At 46.7% G+C, this 24516-nt stretch carries 22 protein-coding genes; 19 read left to right on the top strand and 3 right to left on the bottom strand.

The features are described from left to right. The first annotated feature begins 491 nt into the window (after positions 1 to 491). The 13 genes from rpiA (at position 492) to FS818_RS03335 (ending at position 13769) form a co-directional block, all read left to right on the top strand. Positions 492 to 1163 carry a ribose-5-phosphate isomerase RpiA gene (gene rpiA / locus FS818_RS03275; protein WP_145329623.1) on the top strand — a complete coding sequence of 224 codons (672 nt, stop codon included), beginning with the start codon at positions 492 to 494 and terminating at the stop codon, positions 1161 to 1163. A 34-nt stretch (positions 1164 to 1197) separates the two neighbouring features. Continuing rightward, a complete protein-coding gene (locus FS818_RS03280; protein ID WP_145329626.1) occupies positions 1198 to 1797 on the top strand; it encodes a GNAT family N-acetyltransferase in 600 nt (199 codons plus the stop codon). Positions 1798 to 1812: 15 nt separating this feature from the next. Then, the gene (locus FS818_RS03285; RefSeq protein ID WP_145329629.1) at positions 1813 to 2274 is read left to right on the top strand and encodes a MarR family winged helix-turn-helix transcriptional regulator; all 462 of its coding nucleotides are present in this window, start codon (positions 1813 to 1815) and stop codon (positions 2272 to 2274) included. A gap of 210 nt (positions 2275 to 2484) precedes the next feature. Then, positions 2485 to 3573: a cobalamin B12-binding domain-containing protein gene (locus FS818_RS03290; RefSeq protein ID WP_145329632.1), complete on the top strand. Its 1089-nt coding sequence runs from the start codon at positions 2485 to 2487 to the stop codon at positions 3571 to 3573. 15 nt (positions 3574 to 3588) lie between these two features. Further along, entirely contained in the window at positions 3589 to 5289 is a 1701-nt protein-coding gene (locus FS818_RS03295) for a sensor histidine kinase (protein WP_145329635.1), read from the top strand. Between the two features lie 82 nt (positions 5290 to 5371). After that, entirely contained in the window at positions 5372 to 6313 is a 942-nt protein-coding gene (locus FS818_RS03300) for an alpha/beta hydrolase (RefSeq protein WP_145329638.1), read from the top strand. 29 nt (positions 6314 to 6342) lie between these two features. Then, positions 6343 to 6672 carry a hypothetical protein gene (locus FS818_RS03305; RefSeq protein ID WP_145329641.1) on the top strand — a complete coding sequence of 110 codons (330 nt, stop codon included), beginning with the start codon at positions 6343 to 6345 and terminating at the stop codon, positions 6670 to 6672. Between the two features lie 42 nt (positions 6673 to 6714). Beyond that, positions 6715 to 7428 (top strand): class I SAM-dependent methyltransferase, encoded by a 714-nt coding sequence (locus FS818_RS03310; RefSeq protein ID WP_145329644.1) that lies wholly within the window; start codon positions 6715 to 6717, stop codon positions 7426 to 7428. Between the two features lie 26 nt (positions 7429 to 7454). Further along, positions 7455 to 7889 (top strand): GNAT family N-acetyltransferase, encoded by a 435-nt coding sequence (locus FS818_RS03315; protein ID WP_260989775.1) that lies wholly within the window; start codon positions 7455 to 7457, stop codon positions 7887 to 7889. 208 nt (positions 7890 to 8097) lie between these two features. Further along, on the top strand, positions 8098 to 8556 hold the full coding sequence (locus FS818_RS03320; RefSeq protein ID WP_145329650.1) for a MarR family winged helix-turn-helix transcriptional regulator: 459 nt from the start codon (positions 8098 to 8100) through the stop codon (positions 8554 to 8556). Then, positions 8553 to 11720 (top strand): MMPL family transporter, encoded by a 3168-nt coding sequence (locus FS818_RS03325; RefSeq protein WP_145329653.1) that lies wholly within the window; start codon positions 8553 to 8555, stop codon positions 11718 to 11720. The genes FS818_RS03320 and FS818_RS03325 overlap by 4 nt, the downstream gene beginning before the upstream one ends. Positions 11721 to 11904: 184 nt before the next feature. Next, the gene (locus FS818_RS03330) at positions 11905 to 12567 is read left to right on the top strand and encodes a GDSL-type esterase/lipase family protein (protein WP_260989776.1); all 663 of its coding nucleotides are present in this window, start codon (positions 11905 to 11907) and stop codon (positions 12565 to 12567) included. An 86-nt stretch (positions 12568 to 12653) separates the two neighbouring features. Continuing rightward, entirely contained in the window at positions 12654 to 13769 is a 1116-nt protein-coding gene (locus tag FS818_RS03335; RefSeq protein WP_186375398.1) for a phosphotransferase enzyme family protein, read from the top strand. Positions 13770 to 13879: 110 nt separating this feature from the next. Here FS818_RS03335 and FS818_RS03340 read toward each other — a convergent pair whose 3' ends face one another. Together FS818_RS03340 and FS818_RS03345 are read right to left on the bottom strand one after the other, a co-directional pair. Next, positions 13880 to 14557 carry a tetratricopeptide repeat protein gene (locus FS818_RS03340; RefSeq protein WP_186375399.1) on the bottom strand — a complete coding sequence of 226 codons (678 nt, stop codon included), beginning with the start codon at positions 14555 to 14557 and terminating at the stop codon, positions 13880 to 13882. Between the two features lie 103 nt (positions 14558 to 14660). Then, on the bottom strand, positions 14661 to 15539 hold the full coding sequence (locus tag FS818_RS03345) for an AraC family transcriptional regulator (RefSeq protein WP_145329659.1): 879 nt from the start codon (positions 15537 to 15539) through the stop codon (positions 14661 to 14663). 193 nt (positions 15540 to 15732) lie between these two features. Between FS818_RS03345 and FS818_RS03350 the strand changes: the two genes are divergently transcribed. Together FS818_RS03350 and FS818_RS03355 are read left to right on the top strand one after the other, a co-directional pair. Next, positions 15733 to 17250 carry a tagaturonate reductase gene (locus FS818_RS03350; protein WP_145329661.1) on the top strand — a complete coding sequence of 506 codons (1518 nt, stop codon included), beginning with the start codon at positions 15733 to 15735 and terminating at the stop codon, positions 17248 to 17250. Next, positions 17247 to 18761, top strand: a complete 1515-nt coding sequence (locus FS818_RS03355; protein WP_186375400.1) for a UxaA family hydrolase — start codon at positions 17247 to 17249, stop codon at positions 18759 to 18761. Before FS818_RS03350 ends, FS818_RS03355 begins: the two co-directional genes overlap by 4 nt. A gap of 129 nt (positions 18762 to 18890) precedes the next feature. On the opposite strand, the gene FS818_RS03360 is transcribed toward FS818_RS03355, so the two are convergent. After that, entirely contained in the window at positions 18891 to 20921 is a 2031-nt protein-coding gene (locus FS818_RS03360) for a beta-galactosidase (protein WP_145329664.1), read from the bottom strand. A gap of 126 nt (positions 20922 to 21047) precedes the next feature. Between FS818_RS03360 and FS818_RS03365 the strand changes: the two genes are divergently transcribed. The 4 genes from FS818_RS03365 (at position 21048) to FS818_RS03380 (ending at position 24448) form a co-directional block, all read left to right on the top strand. Beyond that, positions 21048 to 21881, top strand: a complete 834-nt coding sequence (locus FS818_RS03365) for an AraC family transcriptional regulator (protein ID WP_145329666.1) — start codon at positions 21048 to 21050, stop codon at positions 21879 to 21881. Between the two features lie 141 nt (positions 21882 to 22022). Next, positions 22023 to 22811, top strand: a complete 789-nt coding sequence (locus FS818_RS03370) for an alpha/beta hydrolase (protein ID WP_145329668.1) — start codon at positions 22023 to 22025, stop codon at positions 22809 to 22811. Between the two features lie 81 nt (positions 22812 to 22892). Continuing rightward, complete coding sequence (locus tag FS818_RS03375) at positions 22893 to 23552, top strand: SGNH/GDSL hydrolase family protein (protein WP_145329671.1); 660 nt, start codon at positions 22893 to 22895, stop codon at positions 23550 to 23552. Between the two features lie 14 nt (positions 23553 to 23566). Then, positions 23567 to 24448 (top strand): SMP-30/gluconolactonase/LRE family protein, encoded by an 882-nt coding sequence (locus FS818_RS03380; protein ID WP_145329673.1) that lies wholly within the window; start codon positions 23567 to 23569, stop codon positions 24446 to 24448. Positions 24449 to 24516 lie beyond the last annotated feature (68 nt).

Here is a 24516-nt window from a genome sequence, read left to right on the forward strand (position 1 = left end):
TTTCACTAAACTCCACTCCTGATCTTCTGTAAATTAAAAATCTGTAAGATGCGCTTTTGGAGCAAAAAGTTACTTCATTCTGTCATCTCCTCCTAAAGGGAAAGTGCGACAATGGTCTTGGTTTCTTAGTCACTATGCAAGACTTATGTACCTTTTGAATCCAGTGTGTCTAATTATTAAAACACATCTATATCTATTATGTCGTGTAAAATGTCGTTAAATTGAATAGTTTTGTTAAAACTTTTTTAATATTTTACGTATTTATGGACATATCTTTCTTTTTATAGGTAATTAGTACTGTTTATTTTTAAAAATTGCCATTTTTTAGTTTCATTCTGTATTCTATAACATAGCGGGAAAAATTACACCATTTATCATCAGAAAACCGGTCTTAATCTGTTCAGGAAGCTTGGATATACATCGGATGAGGTTTTATCTATAATAACTACATATGGTTTTAACCAAATTAATGAGCAGGCGGGGGTTAAATAATGAATCTGAAGCAGATTGCAGCAGAACATGCGGCAGCGTTCGTTGAAGATGGAATGAAAGTGGGTTTGGGCACAGGCTCAACCGCATATTATGCGATATGTCGAATCGGGGAGCGGGTTCGGGAAGGTCTGAACATTCAAGCAGTAGCTACCTCAGAGGCTTCAGACAAGCTGGCACGAGAATGGGGGATTCCGATTATTCCTTTTGACCAGATTGGGCGATTAGATCTGACGATTGATGGGGCGGATGAAGTGGATCCGGATTTTAACCTGATCAAAGGCGGTGGCGGAGCTCTTTTGCGTGAAAAAATAGTGGCAGCAAATAGCGATAAGCTGATCATTGTTGCTGACGGTAGCAAGGCTGTACAAACACTGGGAAAATTCCCTTTGCCGGTCGAGGTTGTACCCTTTGCATCGGAATGGACTTTTCAGGCGCTTGAGAACATGGGATGTCAGCCGGAGTGGCGGATGGATGGGCAAAAACAATACCTTACGGATAACGGAAATCTGATTGCAGACTGCCATCTGGGGGCCATTGACAATGCTTCCGAACTTAACGTGCAACTGAATATGTTACCAGGTGTCGTGGATAATGGACTATTCGTGAAGATGGCAGACGTTGTGATCATTGCCAAAGAAGACGGCAGTATCGACGAACTTCACCGTCCGTAACGAATTTGACGGAAAGTTGGTGTCATGATCTAGAATGAGAGAATTTCCCCTTAGAGATGATGAGCTTGTTCTTCGTAACGTGGAGCAAGATGACCTTACTGAACTATATGAGCTGATTTATAAGGATGACAATCCCGAATGGAAAAAGTGGGATGCACCTTATTATCCGCTGGAGCATGAACCATACGAACGTTTTGTGCAGCATACGCTTGCACGGTTGGAGGCAGATCAAAAAGCAGCGCGGCCAGCATCCCTTCGGATTATTGAGGCAGATGGAGAAATCGTTGGAATGATCAGTTATTATATTGAAGATCCGTTATCGATGTGGCTTGAGATGGGGATTATCATCTACAAACCTTCTCGATGGGGGAGAGGGATCGGTACACGTTCACTTCATATGTGGTCAGGTCATTTATTTGAAAATCTGCCCATCGTGAGGGTTGGACTGACTACGTGGTCTGGTAATGAGCGAATGATGCAGGCTGCAACAAAGATTGGACTGCAAATCGAGGGGCGTATGCGGAAGTGCCGGCTCGTTCTTGGAGAGTATTATGATTCAATCCGGATGGGTATGCTCCGCGAGGAGTGGGAGCAGAAATTATCCGGTGAAACGGACGGAAATGTATATAACTGATGGAGGATTATAGAAATGCTGAAAACGGAGGATAACCGGGAGTTGTCATTGCAATTGTTCGTGGTTCTTATTCGCGCATACAATGCAGTGACATCACGTTCCAATCGGGACATCCAAAGCCATGGACTCAATTCCACAGAATTTGGAGTACTTGACTTGTTATATCATAAAGGACCACAGGCCTTGCAAAAGATCGGTGAAAAAGTATTGATGTCTAGCGGCAATATTACTTATGTTGTTGACAAGTTACAAAACAAGAATTTGCTTTTTCGCCGTCCCTCCAAGGAGGATCGCCGGGTTATATATGCGGAATTGACGGAAGAAGGGAAACAGTTATTCACGCAAATATTTCCACAGCATCATCAAGTCATTATTGACATTCTGGAGGGGCTTGAACCATCCGAAAAAGTTGAGGCGATACGCCTGCTGAAGAAACTAGGGCTTGCTGCAGAAGGCAAAACGGACCTGCGTATATAACGTGGATCCGTTTTTTTGTGTCTTCAACATACCTCGGATACTGGCTATATGGCTTGCGTATAGCTACATAATATAGGAAGATTGTTTTATATCATCGAAATGATTTAGAACTCTTCATGTATACTAGATTAGTAGAGTTGTCCTAAACGGAATGATTTACATGAAGTAGATTTGTGCGGCACAGGATGCAGACAAAGGAGGAGTGCGTCGATGAGTCATCGGGAGGCCGGAGAACGTTTACTTCAGGATGCAGAGATCTTGGCTGAAAAAATAACCGAAATGCAGTATCGGTTGCAGCCCGACTTAATAGAGCGTTTCGGTCCGATTGGTAAAATAAGAACCAAGCAGGACTCACAGTACAGTCTGAGCTATCTGGCAGAAAGTGTGCTTGTGAAAAGTCCCGGTTTGTTCACTCACTATATATCGTGGTTAAAAGTACTGCTTGCCGGCTATCAGGTATCTGCGGAAGATCTCGAAGTAAATCTTCAGTTGATTAAAGAGGCGTTAAATGAAGAAATCGAACAACCTCACCGTGAGTTTCTGTTGGAATATCTGGAGATGGGGATCGATGTAATCCAGCAGATGGATACCCAGGCCAGCTTTATTCATGCATCTATGCCCTACGGGCTCGAAGCAAAAACGTATTTGCAACATTTGCTAGATAATAAACGCAGGGAAGCTTTCGAAATTGTCGAGTCAGAACTGGACGATGGTGCAACGATCCGCGATATGTATCGTTACATTTTTCAGCCTGTTCAATACGAGATCGGCCGGTTGTGGCAAGGGGGACAGATTAGTGTTGGTCAGGAACATTTTTGCACAGCAGCAACACAATCATTTATTTCTCGTTTGTACTCCAGATGGCTGATTGGACCGAATAAGGGAAAAAAACTGGTTGCAGCCTGTGTGGGGAGTGAGCAGCACGAGATTGGGTTACGCATGCTTACAGATGTATTCGAAATGGAAGGCTGGGATACGTATTATCTTGGAGCCAATGTTCCAAATGGAAGCATTGTGGAAGCAATCAAGCGACATGAGAGTGATGTAATAGCGATTTCGGTGACGATGACTTATCATCTTCATCTGGCTAAAGAGTTAATCGAACGTATACGTAACCATGCAGAAACGGCTCATGTCAAAGTGATGGTTGGCGGTTATCCGTTTAATATAGACAAAGAATTATGGCGAACAGTCGGTGCTGATGGTTATGCACCTGGAGCGGAAGAGGCTGTTGCTGTTGCTGAGCGTCTGCTTATTCATCCGGTGTCGCTTGACAATGTAAGTATGGCAAGTGAATAGGAAAGGGATGAAGGGATGTCTAATGACAATGAAGAGATACAGAGGCTTCGTAAAACGATCGAGCAGTTATCCGACCAACTGATTCGAAGTAAGGAACAAGAGGAACGCACACTGTCCGCATTTTCGGATATGAATAATGAGCTTGTGACGCTTCAGCGGCAGCTCGCCAAGAACAATGCGGGTCTTGAATCAGCACGCCGGCAGGCTGTAGCATCGGACGAATCAAAAAGTGCTTTTATGGCAGTCATCAGCCATGACTTTCGGACACCCCTAAACGGAATATTGGGGATGGCTGAATTGTTAACGTTATCGTCGTTGTCGAAAGAGCAGAAAGATTCAGTCATTGTTATTCAAGAGGCAGCCAAGCTTTTACTCAAATTAATTCAGGATCTTCTGGATCTTTCCAAGCTTGAAGCAGGTCAATTGCGTCTTGAGCAAGGAGAGGTGAAGCTGCAAGGGATTTTGGATCACATCTTTCGTTTGCTTAAACCACAGATCGATAAGAAAAGAAATTGCATTACTATGAATTGCGATTTAGAAATCGCCGCTGTACTTGAGGGAGATTCCACCCGAATTACACAAATACTGATTAACCTGATTCAAAACGCAAACAAATTCACTACCGATGGATCTGTTCAAGTTGAGGTTAAGCTTGTTAAGCATCAGTCACGTAATCAGCTTGTGCGCTTCGAAGTGCATGATACGGGGATTGGTGTTTCAGAAGAAGATCAGAAAAGCTTGTTCGAGCCATATATGCAGACAGAACGGGGACGTTCGAAAGAGTATGAAGGTACAGGCCTTGGTTTATCGATCTGTAAGTCGCTCGTTCATTTAATGAATGGAGAGATCGGAATCAAGAGTACCGAAGGGGAAGGTTCCACTTTCTGGTTTGAGCTTGAACTTGGGCTATATAAGGTGAAAAGCGAAGTTGGGGATACAATGAAGAATAATTCTCAGGATGCACTTGAGCAGGATGCCCATACTTTGCCCATCCTACTGGCTGATGATAATGTTATTAACCGTCAGCTTGTTCAACTGCAACTCAAAAAGCTGGGTTTTACTGAACTCGAATGTGTATCCAGTGGGGAAGAAGCTGTGAATGCGTTTCGCAATAAAACTTACAGTCTGATTTTGATGGATAGTATGATGCCCGTTATGGACGGGATTGAAGCCGCACGCCAGATCCGTGCAATAGAGCAGGATGAGATGCGTCCAGCTACGCCGATTATCGCAATGACAGGCAATGTAATGCAAAGCGAGAAGGACAGGTGTTATGAGGCTGGAATGAATGACTTTATCGGTAAGCCATTTACCTTAGAGGTGCTTGACACGACCATTCGGAAGTGGCAATCGTCATCAAAACCTGTACAGATTCTGAATATGGACGTTGTCCGTGAAATTGCCGAATTAAATACGGATGGTAGCCAAACGTTGCTCAGCATGTTGCTGGAGATGTACCGTGCGGAAACGCCGGGGAAAATCGAGGACTTGCGCAGACATGTTGTGTCAGCCGATCATAAGGCGGCAGCCGAGACAGCACATGATTTGAAATCAGGGAGTCTGAGCCTCGGAATTAATTATCTCTCAACGTTGTTCAGCCAGATTGAGAAATACGCGAAACAGGAACGAACCCATCAAGCAGAACCACTGCTTGATAAGCTACTTCCCGCGTATCAGGCTGCTTGTGGAGCACTTCAGCAAGCTAATAAAAGTTGAAGCATGTTAGGTTATGCCGCATTATAACCTGATTTTTATATGGAGTCGCTTAACTCATAGACTGAAATGGAGGATTTTTTACATGATATTTTACGGGCTGGCGGCTCTCATCATCATCATAGCTCTGCTGTGGGTTGGAGGACTTTATTTCTTCAAGACAGCGATTCGGCGTACGCCGAAAACATTTTTGGCGGATAATCCGAATCTTAAAACGGAAGTGGAAGATGAACTGATCAGTACTGTTGCTGATTTACAATGGCTTGATGCTCGGGATACCAAGACTGTTACCATCCAGTCTCAAGATGGATTGAGACTCTCCGGCTCCTGGCTTTCATCAAAGAACAAGTCTGCAAGCACAGTTATTCTTGCTCATGGCTACTCGGGGAAAGGCAGAGAAATGGCGGGGTTCGCCCGATTTTACGCTGAAACCCTGGGTTATCACGTATTAATGCCGGATGATCGCGGACATGGTCAGAGTGAAGGAGAGGTCATCGGATTTGGCTGGTTAGATCGGAAAGATTATGTTCAGTGGATCGGGTGGGTGCTGGGACATGTGGGACAAAATACAGATATTGTTCTGCATGGCATATCGATGGGAGGCGCCACTGTGCTGATGACAGGCGGGGAAGAGCTACCTGATCAGGTCAGAGCCATTGTATCGGACTGTGCCTATACCTCTGTGGAGGAGGAATTGACGTTCCAGTTGAAGCAGTTGTACAAGCTGCCGCCCTTTCCGTTCATTCCGGTGACCAGTTTGATTACAAAATGGAAAGCCGGGTACTCATTTAAAGAAGCATCCGCATTGAAACAACTCGCCAAAGTTAACGTTCCGGTGCTCTTCATCCATGGTGAGGCGGACATGTTTGTGCCAACGGAAATGGTGTATCGCTTGTACGAAGTGTGTAAGTCAGAGAAGGAACTGCTGACGATTCCTCGTGCAGGTCACGGAACGGCGTATCAGGTTGATCGCGAGAAATATGAAGCGGTACTAGAAGCTTTTTTGCAGAAACACATGCCGCGTTGAGAGCGGTTCACTGATGGAGGGAGATGGATATGCCACGTTTTTCAAGAGAATGCTCGTATTGTCATGAACCAATGGGAGCAGATGAATTCAAATGCAAGTCATGCGGCAACATGGTAACGACCAAAACGGCCAAGCCAGATCAGCCATATATGTCGGAGTATGAAGAATCGACATTGGATCGTTATTCTATGGTGCTGCTCGTGATCATGACGATATTTTTTGCGCCCATTGCGATGACCATTGGTGGAATACTGTTGTTTAATGACTATGCCAGTAAACGGGATGCGGGGAAAATACTTGTCACGGCCAGTTTAATTATGATAGTAATTTATATGATTCTTTTCTTCGCTTTTAGGTGAACGTTACTGTAAAGGTCTAAATCCATTGCAGGAGGTAACTGAATGCGGGAAGAACAATTTGAGGCTGCTCGTCAAGCCGAAGCGGGATATCATTCTAACTTTTATAAAAACAATGAATTGTTTGAAGATGGAACATGGATGTCCAGACCCATGCCTATGGTGATGGAGATGTTGGAACGTTTGCTTGTTCATAAACAGGAATTACGTGTACTTGACCTGGGATGTGGTGTGGGCAGACATACGATTCCGATTGCACAACGTCTGGCAGATACAAACAGCGAGGTTATTGGCGTGGATCTGTTGGATGAAGCGGTAGACGGACTTCGCAAGTATGCGAAACAGTATGAGGTGGATCACATCGTTCAGGCCGAAAAAGCAGATGTTGAGCATTACCGGATTCAACCGAAAGCTTTTGACTTTATTGCGGCCTGTTCCTGTCTCGAACACACATCTAGCAAAGAGGCTTTTCTTGAAACAGTGGAACGATTAAAAGAGGGAACCCGGCTCGGAGGTATCCATTGTATTACGATGAGTACCAGTGTGGAAGAAAAAGAAATCCAGACAGGCCGTCAGATTGAGCCATTGATTGAATTGAACCTGCCGACATCCGAAGTCATGGCTTTACTGGAACAAGCCTACGAGGGCTGGAATATTCTGTTTCAGGAGCATGTAACCCAGACGATCCAAGAAGAGAAGTATGATAAACCGACAGAGTTTCGTTGCGAGTTGCTTCGGTTTGCTGTGCAGAAAGACTAAGTACTTATATTGGAGGAATTGTTTTGTTGAAAAATTTGAAGCCACGACTGCAGGAGCCGGAGGTACAGGAGCTGCTCTCTTACGCTGTATTCCCAGACCCTGATCAGGTTAATGAAACGGTACAGCAATATGTGAAACAAAGTAACCTGTTTCTGACGGGATATGAGGACGAAGAACAGCTGGTTGGTCTAATTGGCTATGAACATACGGGAGCGAGCGAAATTACGATTCGCCATATTGCAGTTCTGCCCGAGAACCGCTTCAAAAATTACGGGCGGGGCATGATTTCACAGCTTCTTGCAGAGTACAATCCAGATACTTTGATTGCGGAAACAGACCAGGAAGCGGTGGAGTTTTACCGAAACACGGGATTTGTCGTCTATAGTCTCGGTGAATTGTTTCCAGGTGTGGAGAGATTCCGCTGTGTTCTTGAGAAAGAAGACGATGAGCAAGATGTTTAGCGAGGGAAGTGCGTAAAGCATTCTGTGTATAATCTTATACGAAAAATCCGATAGGATATTTGGCTTGGCAAAAGTGCTGAGCCGGATGTCCTGTTTTTTTGTTTAAAGTGTAGGAAAAAAGTATTGCTTCGCGATATAGTTTCATTATAGAATAGTTTTTGTGATGAATAGTTCGTTATGTGAACTAGTTTTGAAAGGAGAAAAATATATGAACATTCCAGATGCCAAAAGTTTAGTGAATCGTTATCTGGATGCCTCTTTCCTTGTTAACAAGCGGTTTGATACCCAGATACGGGAAAAGGTAGGGCAAACGGTCACGACGGACCAATTTTGCGCACTGCGTCTTATACATGAGAAGCCTGCCTGCACTCCCTCGGATCTTGCAGAGCTCTTATGTGTGGGCAAGAGCAGCATTACGGCTTTGGTCAACAAGCTAGCTGATCGGAATCTGGTGCATCGTACAGGGGATGAACGTGACCGTCGCGTCATCTATCTTACCCTGACCGAGGATGGTCTTCAGATTTACAAGGAGACTGAATTGGAAATTCAGAAGGTTCTTGAACCTTACTTGAAACATTTCACACCAGAAGCGGTCCAGAACTTTATTGAATCTTTTGAGAAGCTGGCAGCGCTGCTAACACAAGAAGAAGGGCTGGAGAAGCAATGAGAGCGATATTAAAAGGGCGCTGGTGGATCATGGGGCTGTGGATTGTCGCCGCAGCTGTATTGATGTTTACCGCGCCAAACATGAGCGAATTGATTCGTGAAAAAGGGCAGTTTTCCGTGCCGGAGGGGTACTCTTCCACAAAAGCGGCGGCGATTTTGGATGAAGCCGCAGCCCAAAATGGAGAACAAAAAGGAACTTCTATTGCACTGGTGTTCTATAATCCAGATGGTCTTGGCACAACAGGTAAACAAGAGGCAGAAAAGGCGGTTAAACTGCTTGAGGCCGATAAGCAAAAACTTGGTATTTTGTCTGTTCTGGAACCATTCTCACAGCCGGAACTGTCAGACAAAATGATCTCGAAGGACGGTAAAACCATTCTGACTTCACTCTCCATTGAGATGGGTGACCGCACGGTAAAGGAAATGCGGAATGACCTGAATGGTGCGCTGGAATCAGTAAATGTTGAGCATTATATTACAGGTAAAGGTTTAATTGATGAAGATACGATTGAGAGTTCTCAGGAAGGACTCAAGAAGTCGGAATATATTACGGTTGTCTTTATTTTGCTTATTCTGTTCCTCGTGTTCCGCTCGTTCGTAGCTCCATTTGTACCGCTGCTGACGGTGGGAATCAGTTACATCGTATCCCAACAGATTGTTGCGTTCCTGGTTGATGGGGTTAACTTCCCACTTTCGACGTTCACACAAATCTTTATGGTTGCGGTCATGTTCGGGATCGGTACAGATTACTGCATTCTACTGATCAGCCGGTTCAAGGAAGAGCTTGCACACCATGAGAACACATGGGATGCCATTATAGCTACATATCGCACCGCAGGTAAGACAGTATTTTTCTCTGCTCTGGCAGTGCTGGTTGGATTCGTGGCCATCGGTTTCGCACAGTTTATGTTGTACCGTTCTGCGGTAGCCGTAGCCGTAGGGATCGCCGTAATGATGCTGGCACTTGTAACGATTGTGCCGTTCTTTATGGCTGTGCTGGGCAGAAAGTTATTCTGGCCATCCAAAGGGTCGCTGGAACATGCCGAGAGCAAAATCTACGGTGCAGCAGGCAAATTCTCACTTAAACGTCCGTGGGCAGCTCTGTTGATCGTTGCGGCAGTTACTGTGCCTCTTTTGTCAACATATGACGGGAAATTATCATTCAACAGTCTGGATGAGATTGGTGATAAATACGATTCCGTCAAAGCTTTTAATATTATTTCAGATAGCTTCGGGCCAGGAGAATCCCTGCCGGGTCAGATCGTCATTCAGAATGACGAAACGATGGATAACGCCAAATATATGGCTGTGGCAGAGAAGATCAGCCGCGAAGTAGAAAAAGTTCCCGGTGTTGCGGGTGTTCGCAGTATGACACGTCCAACAGGGGATGAGATCAAAGATTTTGAAGTAACCAAACAGGTAGGTACACTATCGGATGGTCTGGGCGAGGGCAAGACAGGTCTCGATAAAATCAGCGATGGTCTTAGCAAAGCCAGTAATGAATTGAGCAAAAATGAACCACAGCTTAAAGAGGCAGCAAACGGCGCAGGTCAGCTTACCAAGGGAACAAGCCAGCTGCAATCCGGAATTACACAGCTCAGCGATGGATTGAAGCGTATTGAAAAAGGGATTCGGGACGGATCATCTGGTGCAGGGGATCTCAAAGCCGGACTTCAACAAGCCAAAACGAGTGCAGATCAGCTTGCCAAAGCGAATGATCAGTTGTTGCAGGCCTACCGTCAGGCAGGAGCAGGGGTTGCTGCGCTGGGCGATGGAACGAAGGAACTGGAAGAGCAACTGACAGGTGTTTCAACAGCTTTGACGAGTCTTACGGCATCTTTCTCTGCTCTGGAAGAGCGTTTCCCTGAGCTGCAGCAAGATGCTGACTATCAACGTATCAAAGGCACGATTGGTCAAACCGGTTCAGGCACTGCGCAGCTTGCGCAGGGACTTTCCCAAATTCAGACGAATCTGAGTGCAGCGGCGGCTGGAATCAATCAGGCCAATGAAGGTTTTGCTTCCGCAGCATCCGGACAGAAGGCTTTGGCTGATGGTCTGGGTCAGATTGTAGCAGGTATAGGTCAACTGGAAACCGGATTGAAACAGGCTGCTGATGGTCAAGGTAAAGTGATCAAGGAGATTCCTTCCATCCAGAACGGTCTGGGTCAACTTCAGGGAGGACAGGAGAAGATCCAGAAGGGCTTCTCGGATCTCAGTGGTCAATTAACACAATTGACTGATGGTTTGAATCAAAGTGTTGATGGAATAAAGAAGGTGTCGGGCGGTCTCGATTCCGCTCAGGATTACCTGACACAACTGCAAAATTCACCGGATTCCGATCTCGCAGGCTGGTACGTTCCTGAAGAAGCCTTGAATAACAAGGACTTCAAAAAGGTATTTGATACGTATCTGTCCAAGGATCGCAAGACGATGACGCTGGATGTAATTTTTGCAGAGAATCCGTATGGTACAGAAGCCATTAACCGTGTGCCAGATATCGAAGCGGCAGTACATCGTGCAGTTCAGGGCAGTGCGCTTGAAAAAGCCGACGTTGCCGTAGGCGGTGTAACCAGTACGTTTGCCGATCTGCAGTCGATTTCGAACAAAGACTACACACGTACCGTTATGCTGATGCTTGCCGGAACATTTATTATTTTGGTAATCCTGCTCCGTTCCGTGATCATGCCGATTTATCTCATTATTTCGCTACTACTTGCGTACTTCACAGCGATGGCACTTACGGAAGTGGTCTTTGTGAATATCATGGGTTATGCCGGAATCAGCTGGGTTACGCCATTCTTCGGATTCGTTATGTTGATTGCGCTTGGCGTAGATTACAGCATCTTCCTTATGGATCGATTTAACGAAAACAAAGGAATGAGAGTACAGGATGCAATGTTATACGCGATGAAAAACATGGGAACCGTCATCTTGTCCGCTGCGGTCATTCTAAGTGGAACGTTTGCGGCGATGTATCCGTCCGGGGTGCTCTCGATGATGCAAATCGCTACCGTTGTGCTTGGTGGTCTGGTACTGTATTCCCTGTTATTCCTGCCATTCTTCGTACCTGTAATGGTGAAAATGTTCGGGAAGGCGAATTGGTGGCCGTTCCGCAACAAGGAACAGTCGGAATCCTCCGAATCAAATCATACGATTGGTATGTAATGATCAGGCATGTAATCATCGTTGGGATTTAATATTTAAAAATGGAAGGGAGCCTCTGCCGCATGATGCGGCGGGGCTTTCTTTTTTTATAATACTTATCATGGACACAAAGATTGGTGTTTGCCTAAGGACACTATCCCGCGCTTTGCCGAATCGATCTTCATAGGATATAGGGAGTTCATCAATGATCAGGGAGATCAGCAGAGAAAGGGGCGGCGGGATGGTACATCGTTATGTGGCTATAGGGGATTCCTTGACGGTAGGTACAGGAGCTTTGCTCGGAACCGGATTTGTTCCAATCTATCGCCGTATGGCGGAAATGAACCTACGTACATTTGTCTCTATGGATAATTTGGGTGTGAACGGACTAACATCGGGAGAACTGAAGCAGATGATTAACGGACATCCTCGGGTGCGTCAAGCGATACGTGAAGCAGATATGATTACGGTATCCATCGGTGGTAACGATCTGATCCGTACATTTAAAGCTAGCGGAGGTATTCCCAATGCCGGGAAGATGACACAGGTGCTTGGTGAAACACGTCATCATGTATCTCAGGTTATGAGACAAATTCGGCAGTTAAAAGGGGATCAGAAGTACTTTGTTCGTTCCATTGGATTGTACAACCCGTATCCGCAATCCACCGAAGCGGCGTACTGGGTACGACAATACAATTCTTATCTGAATGGTGCAGGTTCAGGCAACTACGCATGTGCTCAGGTGTACGACAAGTTTGAAGGACGGGAGCGAGAGCTGCTGTTCTGGGACAGAGTCCATCCAAACGCAAGGGGATATCGGATTATCGCGGAGCAGTTGAATCGAACGGGCTATGTTCCTTTTTCTTGAAGCCTGAAGAAAACTAGACCCGCCTTACAACTTCCGATATGATGAAAGAGTTCATTCAAATCATCCTAACAGAGGAGTTCAAATCGGTGTCTAACAAACAGCAAAATTCTCTGCTTCCAACGGAAAAGCAACTCATCTCTGAAGTGTTAGCTTTATACGGCTTCAGATCGGATTGGCAAGGTAAGCGCAGCAATGGAGGTATGAATAATTCTACTTTTGTGCTTCACACCCGTGATGCAGATTATGTTATGAGACAATACGAAACACATAATGATCAAGCGAAAATAGCTTTTGAACATGGCGTGCTTATCGCACTGTCCAATACAGATTTTAAATTTCATTCGCCGACACCGGTCATTTCATTATCTAGTAGCAGCCGCGAGACCGCGGATCAAGAATCGAAGGAAAGTAACCATTCTAATAAGGAGGATAGACGGACTTTCCAAATTGTACGGGATCATATCACGGGAACATTCAAAGTCGTGACTCTGTTTCGTTATTTGGAAGGCGTCAATCCGGTATGGGAGTCCCCGGATCAATTGCTTTCTTTGGGGCGGGCGGCAGGACATCTCTCAACAGCTCTTGGCAAGCTTGAATTGGAACTTGAGCCGGTATATCCGCCATATTACCGGATCGACGAGGCATATCCGCTGTGTACACCAGAACGTTTACTGGAAATGTGCGCTTCGCCGCCGGAAACGCTGGAGGCTTGTGCCGAGGAGCTAAGACAGTTGCAGGATGAACTGCCAGGTTTGTTCACAGCATTGCGTGGGATGGAGCAGCTTCCGCATCAAATCGTGCATGGTGATGTGAATGCATCCAATGTGCTGGTAGATCTGGAAGGCAATATGAGTGCGATTCTTGATTTTGAGTTTGCCACCTGGGATCTGCGAGTCATGGAACTGGCGGTTCCGATGTCTGACATGCTGACCATGGACAAGAGCGAAGAATGGATGTGGCAGGCACAGGCCAATCTGGTACAGGGCTTTCGAGAAGAGGTTGAACTCACTGCTGACGAACTGAAGGCAATCCCGCAGCTGATTTTGCTACGAAGCCTGGACGTGGTTATGCATTTTATCAGCCGGATGCTGGAAGGGACGGATAAACCGGAGGTGGCCGCAGAGCAAATTGTAAAACTCAAACAGCGGATGGACTGGATGGGGCGGCACGAGGTTCAGTTACGTCGATTGTTGACGAAATAACATGCGTGGAAAATAAATAAGTGTGCCGGTTCTGCTATGGATAAACGAGCAGAACCAGCACACTTATCTTCTTTTATAGGATGCTTGCTGACATACGAAGGTAGTTCAATCTACAAAGCACGTTTGCGGAACCAACTGCGGAGAGCCCAGCGCCGTTCCTGACGTTTTTTATATTTGGGCAAGGAACGATACACATTCAGGGATTGATCATATGCTTGTTTGGCATCTTCATGGCGCCCTAGCGAACGGTATACCGAGCCAAGCAGATAAAAGGCTTCACTGGAGGAAGAATGGATTTCCTGAAACTGCTGCACATAATGAAGTGCTTTGTCGCGATCCGTATCCTTGAAGGCTGTAGCCAGATTCAGATAAGGCTGTCCGTACTTGACTCTGGGGTTAATCTCAAGGGCATGCAAGATATGACGTTCGCCTTCCGAGATTTTGCCGAGATACAGTTCAGTTGTGCCCAAAGCTTCCCAGTACTCAGCAGACTGTTCGTAAGGACGTTCCAGTTCAAGCAAAAAGGCATGTGCCTCACGGTAACGTTTGCGTTCAATGAGCAATCGGGCCAGTTCCAGCTTGGAAGATACTTCGTTAGGGTTCAGCGCTAGCTGTTGTTTCAACCTGGAAATGTTACGCAGCCGTTTAAGGGGTTTGGTGAAGCTTGGAAATACGCCGACAAAACGACGATCCAGAAAATACAGGATAACGAGCAGAATCAGAATGGCGATGAACGGATTGCCAACGATCTGCCAGAGCAGGCCAAAAATAAGAAATTTAATAATCACAGGTTCAACTCCAGTAACAATATAATCGTGTTGCGCAAACCTTGAATATCATACCATATCCTCTCTTGGAATAATATGTGTGTGCATATCTCCGTTTTACATCCTAGCGATGTTGTACCATCGTTCTGCGATATGCAGCCGGTGTCGTGCCCGTCAGTTTCTTGAACTGTCTGTAGAAATGAGGCAAACTATCAAATCCGCAAGCGTCTGCGACAGCAGCCATCGTTTCGTCCCCATTCAGAAGATGCTCCTTCGCCATAATAACTCTACGAGCGAGTACATAATCCGTTAGCGTCATTCCGGTGTAGCGCTTGAATGCCCGGCTAAGATGGGCAGGAGACACGGCAGCTTGTTGTGCAAGTTCAGGTAAAGTCAGTCGTTTGCGCAGTTTAAGATCAATGTCAGACAGAATGGAGGACAGCCATGACGGAGTAGGTAGTGAAGTTGTAGCATGGGCAGGACCGGTAGCTGAATCCAGACGTTCAAGGAAAATAAGCAAGAGCTGCAGTCGGAGCAGTGCAGCGTGAGAACTCAGATGATGATCGGAACGGAACTCGGCATGAATATCATCGATGAAGGCAGACACTTGTGCCCGCTCGGCATGGTTCAGATGTCTTTTGTATACTCGTCGTTTGCGACAGCGTTCAAATGGGTGCAGCAAGGAGGAGGACATGCCTCCGGCGGTTGAAGCCAGTAACCCCGGACTGAAGAACAGTGCCGAAGAGGTAACCGGATTACCTGCATCAGGCAACGCACGGTGCACGGTACTGCCTGGAATAAGAAATAAATCTCCCTCCTGCATATCTTCGAGACCTGTATCGATAAAAATACTTCCCTGTCCCCTATAGACATAGATAATTTCATGCCAGTCGTGCAGATGATCCGGTAATTCATTTTGTGGAGATTTCGTATCACTATAGACAAGGCGGAACGGTATGCCCGATTCGGTCTGAATGGTGGTGCGAACTGGTGAATGTTCCATTGGGACTCCTTTGGAGACAAATGTCTCAGATAAGATGTCAATTCTGATCAAAAAACAGTATATTTAACGCAATATAAGCAATTTAATTTCCTTTTATTGATGATACAATGAATTTAAAGCGTTTACAATAAAAGGATGCCAGCATTTGCTGTTCGCATTCTGAGTTCGCAAATAATCGGTGAGGTGAGTGTCCATGTCTGCAAGCACAAAGCGGCCAAGATTGAAGATGCATCTGCTCGGCAATGATAGTCAGCGCAAATGCAAAGAAATGATTGAACGTCCCGTCAAAGTTTTGCAGATCGGGGAAGGTAATTTTTTACGTGGATTCGCAGACTGGATGCTTCATGAGAGTGCTCGGCAAGGCAAGTTTCACGGCTCTGTAGCCGTGACACAGCCTCGACCTGGGGGCAAGGCCAAGCTGGAGCAGATTCGTGATCAGGATGGATTATATACAATGATTACGCGTGGTCTCTCTGAAGGGAAACGTGTGGAACGTACGGAAATGGTCTCTGTCTTCTCCCAATTTATTAACCCATACGAGGAATGGCAGACGTTTCTGGAACTTGCGGAGTTGCCATCTCTGGAATTTGTAATCTCGAATACGACAGAATCCGGCTTGAAATATATCCAATCAGACTATATCCCAGGAGAACCAGTTCAATCTTTTCCTGGTAAATTGACGGTTTTCTTGCATCAAAGATATGTACGTTTTGCTGGAGATCCATCGAGAGGACTCATTCACCTGCCATGTGAATTGCTGGAGGGCAATGGTGATGTTCTGCGAGAATGCGTGCTCCGTCATAGTGAAGATTTCGGATTCTCAGGCAGCTTCCGCTCTTGGATCGAAAACCATAATCTGTTCTTGAACAATCTGGTAGATCGTATTGTGACGGGTGCGCCAACTCAGGAAGAGGCAGATGCACTTACGGAACGCTGGGGTTACGAGGATCAACTGATTAATACGGCAGAGCCTTATCATTTCTGGGCGATTCAAGGCGAGGAGTCGCTGGACAAGCGCCTTCCATTGAAACAAGCAGGGCTCAATGTGCATTGGGTTAAAGATTTGAAACCATATCAGCTTCGGAAAGTGCGCATCCTGAACGGCTCACACACCCTGATGTCTTCTCTGGGCTTGCTTCGCGGTAAACAACATGTAAGAGAAACCATGGAAGATCCGCAGTTTAGTTCCTGGATCAGGCAAGCGGTGCTTGAAGAGATTGTGCCTGCTATGGATATGCCTGAGCTGGGATTGGAGCAATATGCGGAAGAAGTCTTTGAACGTTTCTTAAATCCATACATTGATCACAAGTTGCAGGATATTGCACTGAATACGGCTGGTAAATTCAAAGTACGTGTACTGCCTACCCTGCTCGCCTATGAACAGAGTCAGGGAAGCTGGCCTGAGCGGTTAATTCAAGGTTTTGCCGGATTCCTCTATTTATATCGCCCATTGCAGACGCAGGAGGGCTACAAAGCGCAGCTTTTGAGCGGAGAAACGATTCCACTCAGAGATGACCCTGATGTACTGGCAGCTTTGGCTACTCATTGGGAAGGTTACGATCACTTGACCAGTGGAACGGCTGAACTGGAGAAAAGAGTTGCTATGGTACTCTCCAATGAAGCGATCTGGGGAGAGAATCTGGATGCAAAAGAAGGACTGCGGGCAGCACTCGTACATGAAATCAGTAAACTGGAAGGTGAAGTAAAATGAGTACAACAAGCACAATCAACGACTGGATTGCGATCCAGCCTCAGGACGATGTCATCATAGCACTTCGCGATTATGTGAAGGGAGAGCGTATCGATCTGCCGGATGGTCACTCGTTCACACTGCTAGATGATGTACCCAAAGGGCACAAAATCGCTGTGCATGATCTTGCACAGGGAGCAGATGTAATGAAATATGGTTTTTCTATCGGCATCGCCCAGGAAGCCATTGCACAGGGGAGCTGGATACACAGCCATAACTTGAAGACAGGTCTGCATGGGTTACTTGAATATGAATATCAGCCAGGACAACCGATGACGATAGACATGCCTCCGGAACATTTGCGAACGTTCGATGGCTATTTGCGTCCGAATGGGGAAGCGGGAATTCGCAATGAAATCTGGATCGTCAATACCGTTGGATGCATTAACAAGGTGTGTGAAGCTCTTGCACGGATGGGGCAGTCCCAATTTGGGAGTCGGGTGGACGGTGTGTTTCATTTTCCGCATCCTTTCGGCTGTTCACAGCTGGGGGACGACCTGAAATATACTCAACAGTTGCTGGCCTCACTGGTCGAGCATCCAAACGCTGGTGGTGTACTGGTCATTGGATTAGGTTGTGAAAATAACCAGGTGGATCAGTTCCGTGAGTGCATCGCTCCGGAATATCGGGAGAAGGTGCGTTTCCTCAAAGCGCAGGAGACCGAAGACGAATTGGAAGAAGGATTGCGTTTGATGGAAGAGCTGGTTGAGATCGCTGAGCAAGAGAAACGTCAGCCTCTGCCACTGAGCAAACTGAAAATTGGATTGAAATGCGGAGGCTCAGACGGCTTATCCGGCATTACAGCGAATCCGCTCGTAGGCGCTGTGGCAGATCTGCTCGTTGCCGCGGGTGGAACAGCGATTCTGACTGAGGTTCCGGAGATGTTTGGTGCGGAAACCATTCTGATGAACCGTGCCGCAGATGAACATGTATTCAACGATCTGGTAGACCTTGTGAATGGTTTCAAGCAATATTTCGTGAATCATGGTCAAAATATCTATGAAAATCCTTCGCCGGGTAACAAAGCAGGCGGTATAACAACACTCGAAGAAAAATCACTCGGATGTACGCAAAAGGGAGGACGCTCTTCGGTTGTCGATGTGTTGCGCTACGGTAAACGGGTGACCAAAACGGGTCTAAACATTGTAGAGGCACCCGGCAATGATCTCGTTTCCGTGACAGCTTTATCTGCGGCAGGAGCGCATATCGTGCTGTTTACGACAGGACGCGGCACACCGTTTGGCGGTCCGGTACCTACGGTCAAAATTGCAACGCAATCGGATCTGGCGAACCGTAAAAAGCACTGGATTGATTTTAATGCCGGTCAGCTACTTGAAGGGCAGACGATGGAACAAGTCAAAGAGCAATTATTCAGTCAAATTATTGATATTGCCTCAGGACGTGCTCAGACCCTTAGCGAACAGCATGGTTTCCGGGAGATCGCGATCTTCAAAGACGGAGTTATTCTCTAAACCTCATCTACGTGTTGCAAAATAAAACAAGACAACAATCCGGCGAGTTGTCATAAACTGCCGGATTGTTTTTTATTTCGTTTCGAATTCTTATGCACGCATAGCGGTGCAACAATATGAATGATACCGCTACGTTGTTTGTTCAAAAATGTGTACTCCGCGGGCTTCAATACTAATCTGTCCGGTGTATTCCTTGCCTGTTAACAACTCACGGACGGTTGAATCACCGAGATCATATGACTGCGGGGAAGCATTGTGGTTCATGACAAAAAGATAAGTTAACCCGTCTTTAGTACGTGCACTTACTTCTACACCTTGCGGGGTTTCGAGCAAAGGCTTAATATTTTTTTCGGCCGCAAGCTCTGCGAGTAAACCTTCGAGGAAAATGTTTTCCGGATCAGAGGCGACATACCAGGCTTGCCCTTGACCAAACGTATTACGTGTAAGTGCAGGCATGCCTTGATAGAAGTCTTCACCGTACTCGGCAATCACTTCTGCACCTTCACTGTGAAGGAGGTCGCACAACATACCGCATTCGTATACGCCTTCAAGTGCGCCCCATGTTTCCTTCAGAACGATGCTATTCTTCTGTTCGGGTAGGAGAGCATCAATCTCTTCGACCCAGATGCCCAGCAGGTTTCGAAGCTCACCCGGGTAACCGCCAGTGGTCACGAGATCATGCTCGTTAACAATTCCGCTAAAGAAGGTGGTCAGGAAGGTGCCGCCGGCCGCAACGAACTGCTCCAGTTTTGCAGCAAAGCCTGGTTTGACCATATAAAGTACGGGCGCAAGAAGCAGATCGTATGAGCTGATATCGCTGTCTACACTTACAATGTCCACTTGAATGTTGCGGTGGAAAAATGCCGCGTAGTATTTGTGAATTTGCTCGACGTATTTCAGAGCTACGCTAGGCCCGCTTGATTTTTCAATCGCCCACCAGTTATCCCAATCGAATACAATCGCTACCTTGGACTGAACTCTGGCATCAAGTGTGGCCTCACCGAGGATCTGCAGTTCCTTGCCAAGCTGTGCGACCTCCCTGAACACTCTTGTATTTTCGTGTCCCGCATGTTCAATGACGGCTCCATGGTATTTCTCGCATGCACCGATGGAACGGCGAAGCTGGAAGAACATCACGGTATCCGCGCCGTGTGCGACAGACTGATAACTCCATAGACGCATGACACCAGGGCGTTTCAGTGAGTTATAAGGTTGCCAGTTCTGCTGACTGGGTGTCTGCTCCATTAGCATAAATGGCTGACCGTCTTTGAGACCACGCATGAGATCATGAGCCATGGCGGTATAGCTGATTGGTGTCGCAAGACCGGGATAGCTGTCCCAGGACACGATATCCATATATTTAGCCCATTTGAAATAGTCGATCTGTTTGAAAAATCCCATTAAATTCGTTGTAACGACGGAATCGGGAATATGCTTTTTAACGGCATGGTACTCCAGAAGATAACATTCCAGCATACTGTCCGAGTTAAAACGGGAGTAGTCCAGTGAAATGCCTTGGAAAGAAGAACTGTTGTGACCCCAGTGTTCGCTCAGATTGCTTGGAAGCACAATCTCGTCCCAGTCATAGAACGTATGACCCCAGAAGCTGGTGTTCCATGCTTTGTTGACCTGTTCAATGGTTTTATAACGTTTCTTGAGATATACACGGAATGCTTTCTCACAGTTATCACAATAACAATCGCCGCCATATTCATTGGAAATATGCCAGACCAGGACTGCGGGATGATCTTTGTATCGCTCGGCGAGTTTGTCTGCGATGATTTCGGAATACTTGCGGTAGGTCGGACTGTTCGGGCAGGAGTTATGCCGGCCGCCAAATTTCCGTTTGTGTCCGTCCGCATCCACGCGCAGGACATCGGGGTATTTTTTGGCCATCCATGCTGGGTGCGCGGCGGTACTTGTGGCAAGGCAGATATAAACTCCGTTTTCATACAAACGATCAATCAATTGATCCAGATATTCAAAATGATACGTCACCTCGTCAGGCTGAATCAGTGCCCAGGAAAAAACGTTAATCGTGGCCATATCAATGCCTGCCAGTTTAAACATACGGAGGTCTTCCAGGTGGGTCTCATGATCCCATTGTTCAGGATTGTAATCGCCTCCATAAAACATTTTGGGTAATTTGCTGCTGATCAATGTGCTCACCTCTTGTATAAGAATAATCCTATACTATATGATACATATGACTTTTAAAATATAATAAAAATGATGATACATATAAGAATATGGAACTTTGTTTCTATGAAACTAGAGGAGGTTGTCATGCTCATTTCACCGGGGCATCAGCGTTTTTTTATGACACCGCGAGATCAGCCGCTTCCACTATATATCGAGAGTATAGGATATAACGGAAATCAGGAAAAAGTCTCCAGACCTGCAGGTTATCCGTATTACCACTGGTTACAAACGGTCAAGGGAGCAGGAGAGTTCAAGCTGTCAGGAGCATCAGCGATTCTGGGCGGAACCTCGGGGATTCTAATCCCTCCAAACCTGCCTCATGAATATGCTCGTGTTCAAAACGAGTGGGAGACCATCTATATTACATTTGGTGGTTCGCAGTGTGCCGCCATCGTAGATTCAATCGGGTTGGGTGAGGCCGATATTCGTCAGTGGGAGACAGATAGTCCACTAAACCATTATGGTCGGCATGTGCTGAGTTCGATCGGGAGTGATCAGGATTTATCCGGATTGGAAGCCTCGGCGGACATGTATCGTTTTTTGATTTTGCTGAAAAAGCACGGAATGACCGGCAATCGTTCCTCCATCTCCCAAGCTGTAGCAAGACTTGCTCCGCTGCTTGCCTTTATGGAGCAACATTATGGTGACCCGGACATCGGGCTAGAGCAAATGGCATGCATTATCGGAATCTCATCCAGACATATGAATACGCTGTTTAAACAATCCTTCGGCATAACGGCATACAGTTACTTCATTTTGCTTCGCATACGTAAAGCCAAAGAAATGCTGACGGGCAGCATGGAACTTACGATCAAGGAGACTGCGGCACGGGCCGGGTTTCGGGATGCCAGTCATTTTGTTGCCACCTTTCGGCGGATTGAAGGGGTTACACCTGAACAGTTTCGCAACTTGTACTAATCGAGGCCAGGTTGAACAAAAAGATATGCAGAAGGGTATTGATGCTTCTTTCTGTTGCCGTTATGATGGTATCGAATCCTAGAATCGAAAACGATTAAACGAATCTATCCCATATGCACGAGAGAGAGGATGAGTCCGATCATGAGTTCAATTATTCCTTTGTGGGAGCAAGCCGCCCCATACGCAGCCGCAGGTCATGAAGACGAAATGCCACATCTGATTCCTTTTATTCAACCAGGTTCCGAGAGCGCTATCATTGTATGTCCAGGGGGCGGTTATGGCCATCTCGCAGACCATGAGGGTGCGCCCGTTGCTGAGCTGCTCAATCGCGCTGGCATTAGTGCTTTTGTACTCAAATATCGAGTAGCACCGCACAGTCATCCGGCGCCTCTGGCGGATGGGCAGCGTGCAATCCGTTATGTACGAGCTCACGCGGAACACTACGGGATCAACCCGTCCAAAATCGCAGTACTTGGCTTTTCGGCAGGTGGCCATCTCGCAGCAACATTGGGTACGCAGTACGATGATGGACAACCGGGCCACGAGGATCGAATCGAGCGGGAAAGTTCCCGTCCAGACCGTGTCATTCTCTGTTATCCGGTCATCACAATGGAGTCTTACGGACATGAAGGCTCGCGTATCAACTTGTTAGGCGAGGATGCAACCGAAGAACAGATTCAAGCGTTCAGTGCAGAGCGACAGGTTCGAGCAGATGCTCCCGAAGCATTTATCTGGCACACGAGTGATGACCAGGCTGTACCTGTAGAGAACAGTTTGCGATATGCCTTGGCTTTGGGTGCACATGGGATTCCATATGATCTTCACATCTTTGAAAAAGGTCCACATGGTTTAGGGCTGGCCGAGCATGATGCTACGGTTCGAGTATGGTCTGATCTGTGTCTTACTTGGCTTAAGAATCAAGGTTGGTGACGTCGGCAACGGCAGAAACTCTATTTAGCCAGTGAACTGACGGATCAACCGGATCAATATCCAGCAAAGGAGAACAGCGCCATGAAATTGCAAAAGAATGACAAACTTCTTTTTATCGGGGATTCCATTACCGATTGCGGACGAGCACATCCTGTAGGTGAAGGTAGTTCAGGATTGGGACATGGATATGTGGCACAGGTATATGCCCTTTTGCGGTCCATTTATCCCGAACTGATGCTGAGATTGCAGAATGTGGGTAATAGTGGGAATACCGTTCGTGATTTGAAGCAACGCTGGCAACACGATGTGCTTGATCTGAAACCGGACTGGTTGACCATCATGATCGGTATTAACGATGTGTGGCGTCAGTTTGACCATCCGCTGGCAGAATCACAGGTGTTTCTGGAGGAATACGAGGCAACATTGCGTGAGCTGGTAGCATCCGTGCGCCCGAATCTGAAAGGGCTTGTGCTTATGACCCCGTATTATCTGGAAGCGAACCCGGAAGATCCGATGCGGGCGACGATGGACATTTACGGAGACGCGGTTCGCAGAGTAGCATCGGAATATGACGCGCTGTTTGTAGATACGCAGGCAGCATTTGCGCCACTGTGGGATCATTTTTATACATCGGTTCTCACACATGATCGAGTACACCCGGATGCTACGGGTCACATGGTACTTAGCAAAGCTTTTCTGGATACGATTGGATTTGAATGGACGAGAAATACGAAATCCTAAGAAGGAGCGATCATATGAGTCATGTAACTGTAGTCGTGGATGCACCAGCACAATTGGGAGAAGGACCAAGCTGGGATGCGGAAAATAATCGTTTGTTATGGGTAGATATTGAAGGGTTTAAAGTACATGCATACGATCCCGAGACAGGTAAGGATCAGGCGTATGATGTGGGTGAACACGTCGGCGCAGTGGTACCCTATCGTGGGGATGAAGTGATCGTTGCACTCCGAAGCGGCTTCTATACATATCATCTGCTTACGGGTGAGAAGCAAGCAATCGCGGACCCCGAGCAAGACAAATTGACCAATCGGTTCAATGATGGCAAATGTGATGCATACGGACGCTTTTGGGCCGGTACAATGAGCCTGAACAACGAACAAAAGGCCGGATCGCTATATTGTCTGGAGGAAGGGAAGCCTGTTCGCAATATGGTGCAGCAGGTATCCACCTCCAACGGTCTGGGGTGGAGCCCGGATCGTGAGTTCATGTATTACATCGATACGCCGACGCGTTCCGTGGATCGTTTTGATTTTGATCTGGCTACGGGTACGATCTCTAATCGGACCAGTATCATTTCTGTTCCGGAAGACATGGGATTCCCGGACGGCATGACTGTGGATGCTGAAGGTATGCTGTGGGTTGCCCACTGGGGTGGAGGAAGAGTCACACGCTGGAACCCGGAGACAGGGGAACTGCTACAGCAGATCGAAGTGCCTGCGGATCAGGTGACTTCCTGTTGTTTTGGCGGCCCGGATCTCGAAGAGTTATATATTACTACCGCACGTATCGGAATTAAGGAAGAGCGTTTGCAGGAAACGCCGCAAGCAGGTGCATTATTTGTCGTTAAACCGGGTGTTAAAGGGCAGGAAACCCATGTTTATGGACGGAAAGCTTAAGCAAAGTGAGCAGGGAAAATCATAGTGGGTTTAAAGGTGCTGTGTGAACAGCATCTTTTTTTTATTTT

It is taken from the genome of Paenibacillus xylanexedens (genome assembly GCF_007680605.1).
GTDB classification, from domain to species: domain Bacteria; phylum Bacillota; class Bacilli; order Paenibacillales; family Paenibacillaceae; genus Paenibacillus; species Paenibacillus xylanexedens_B.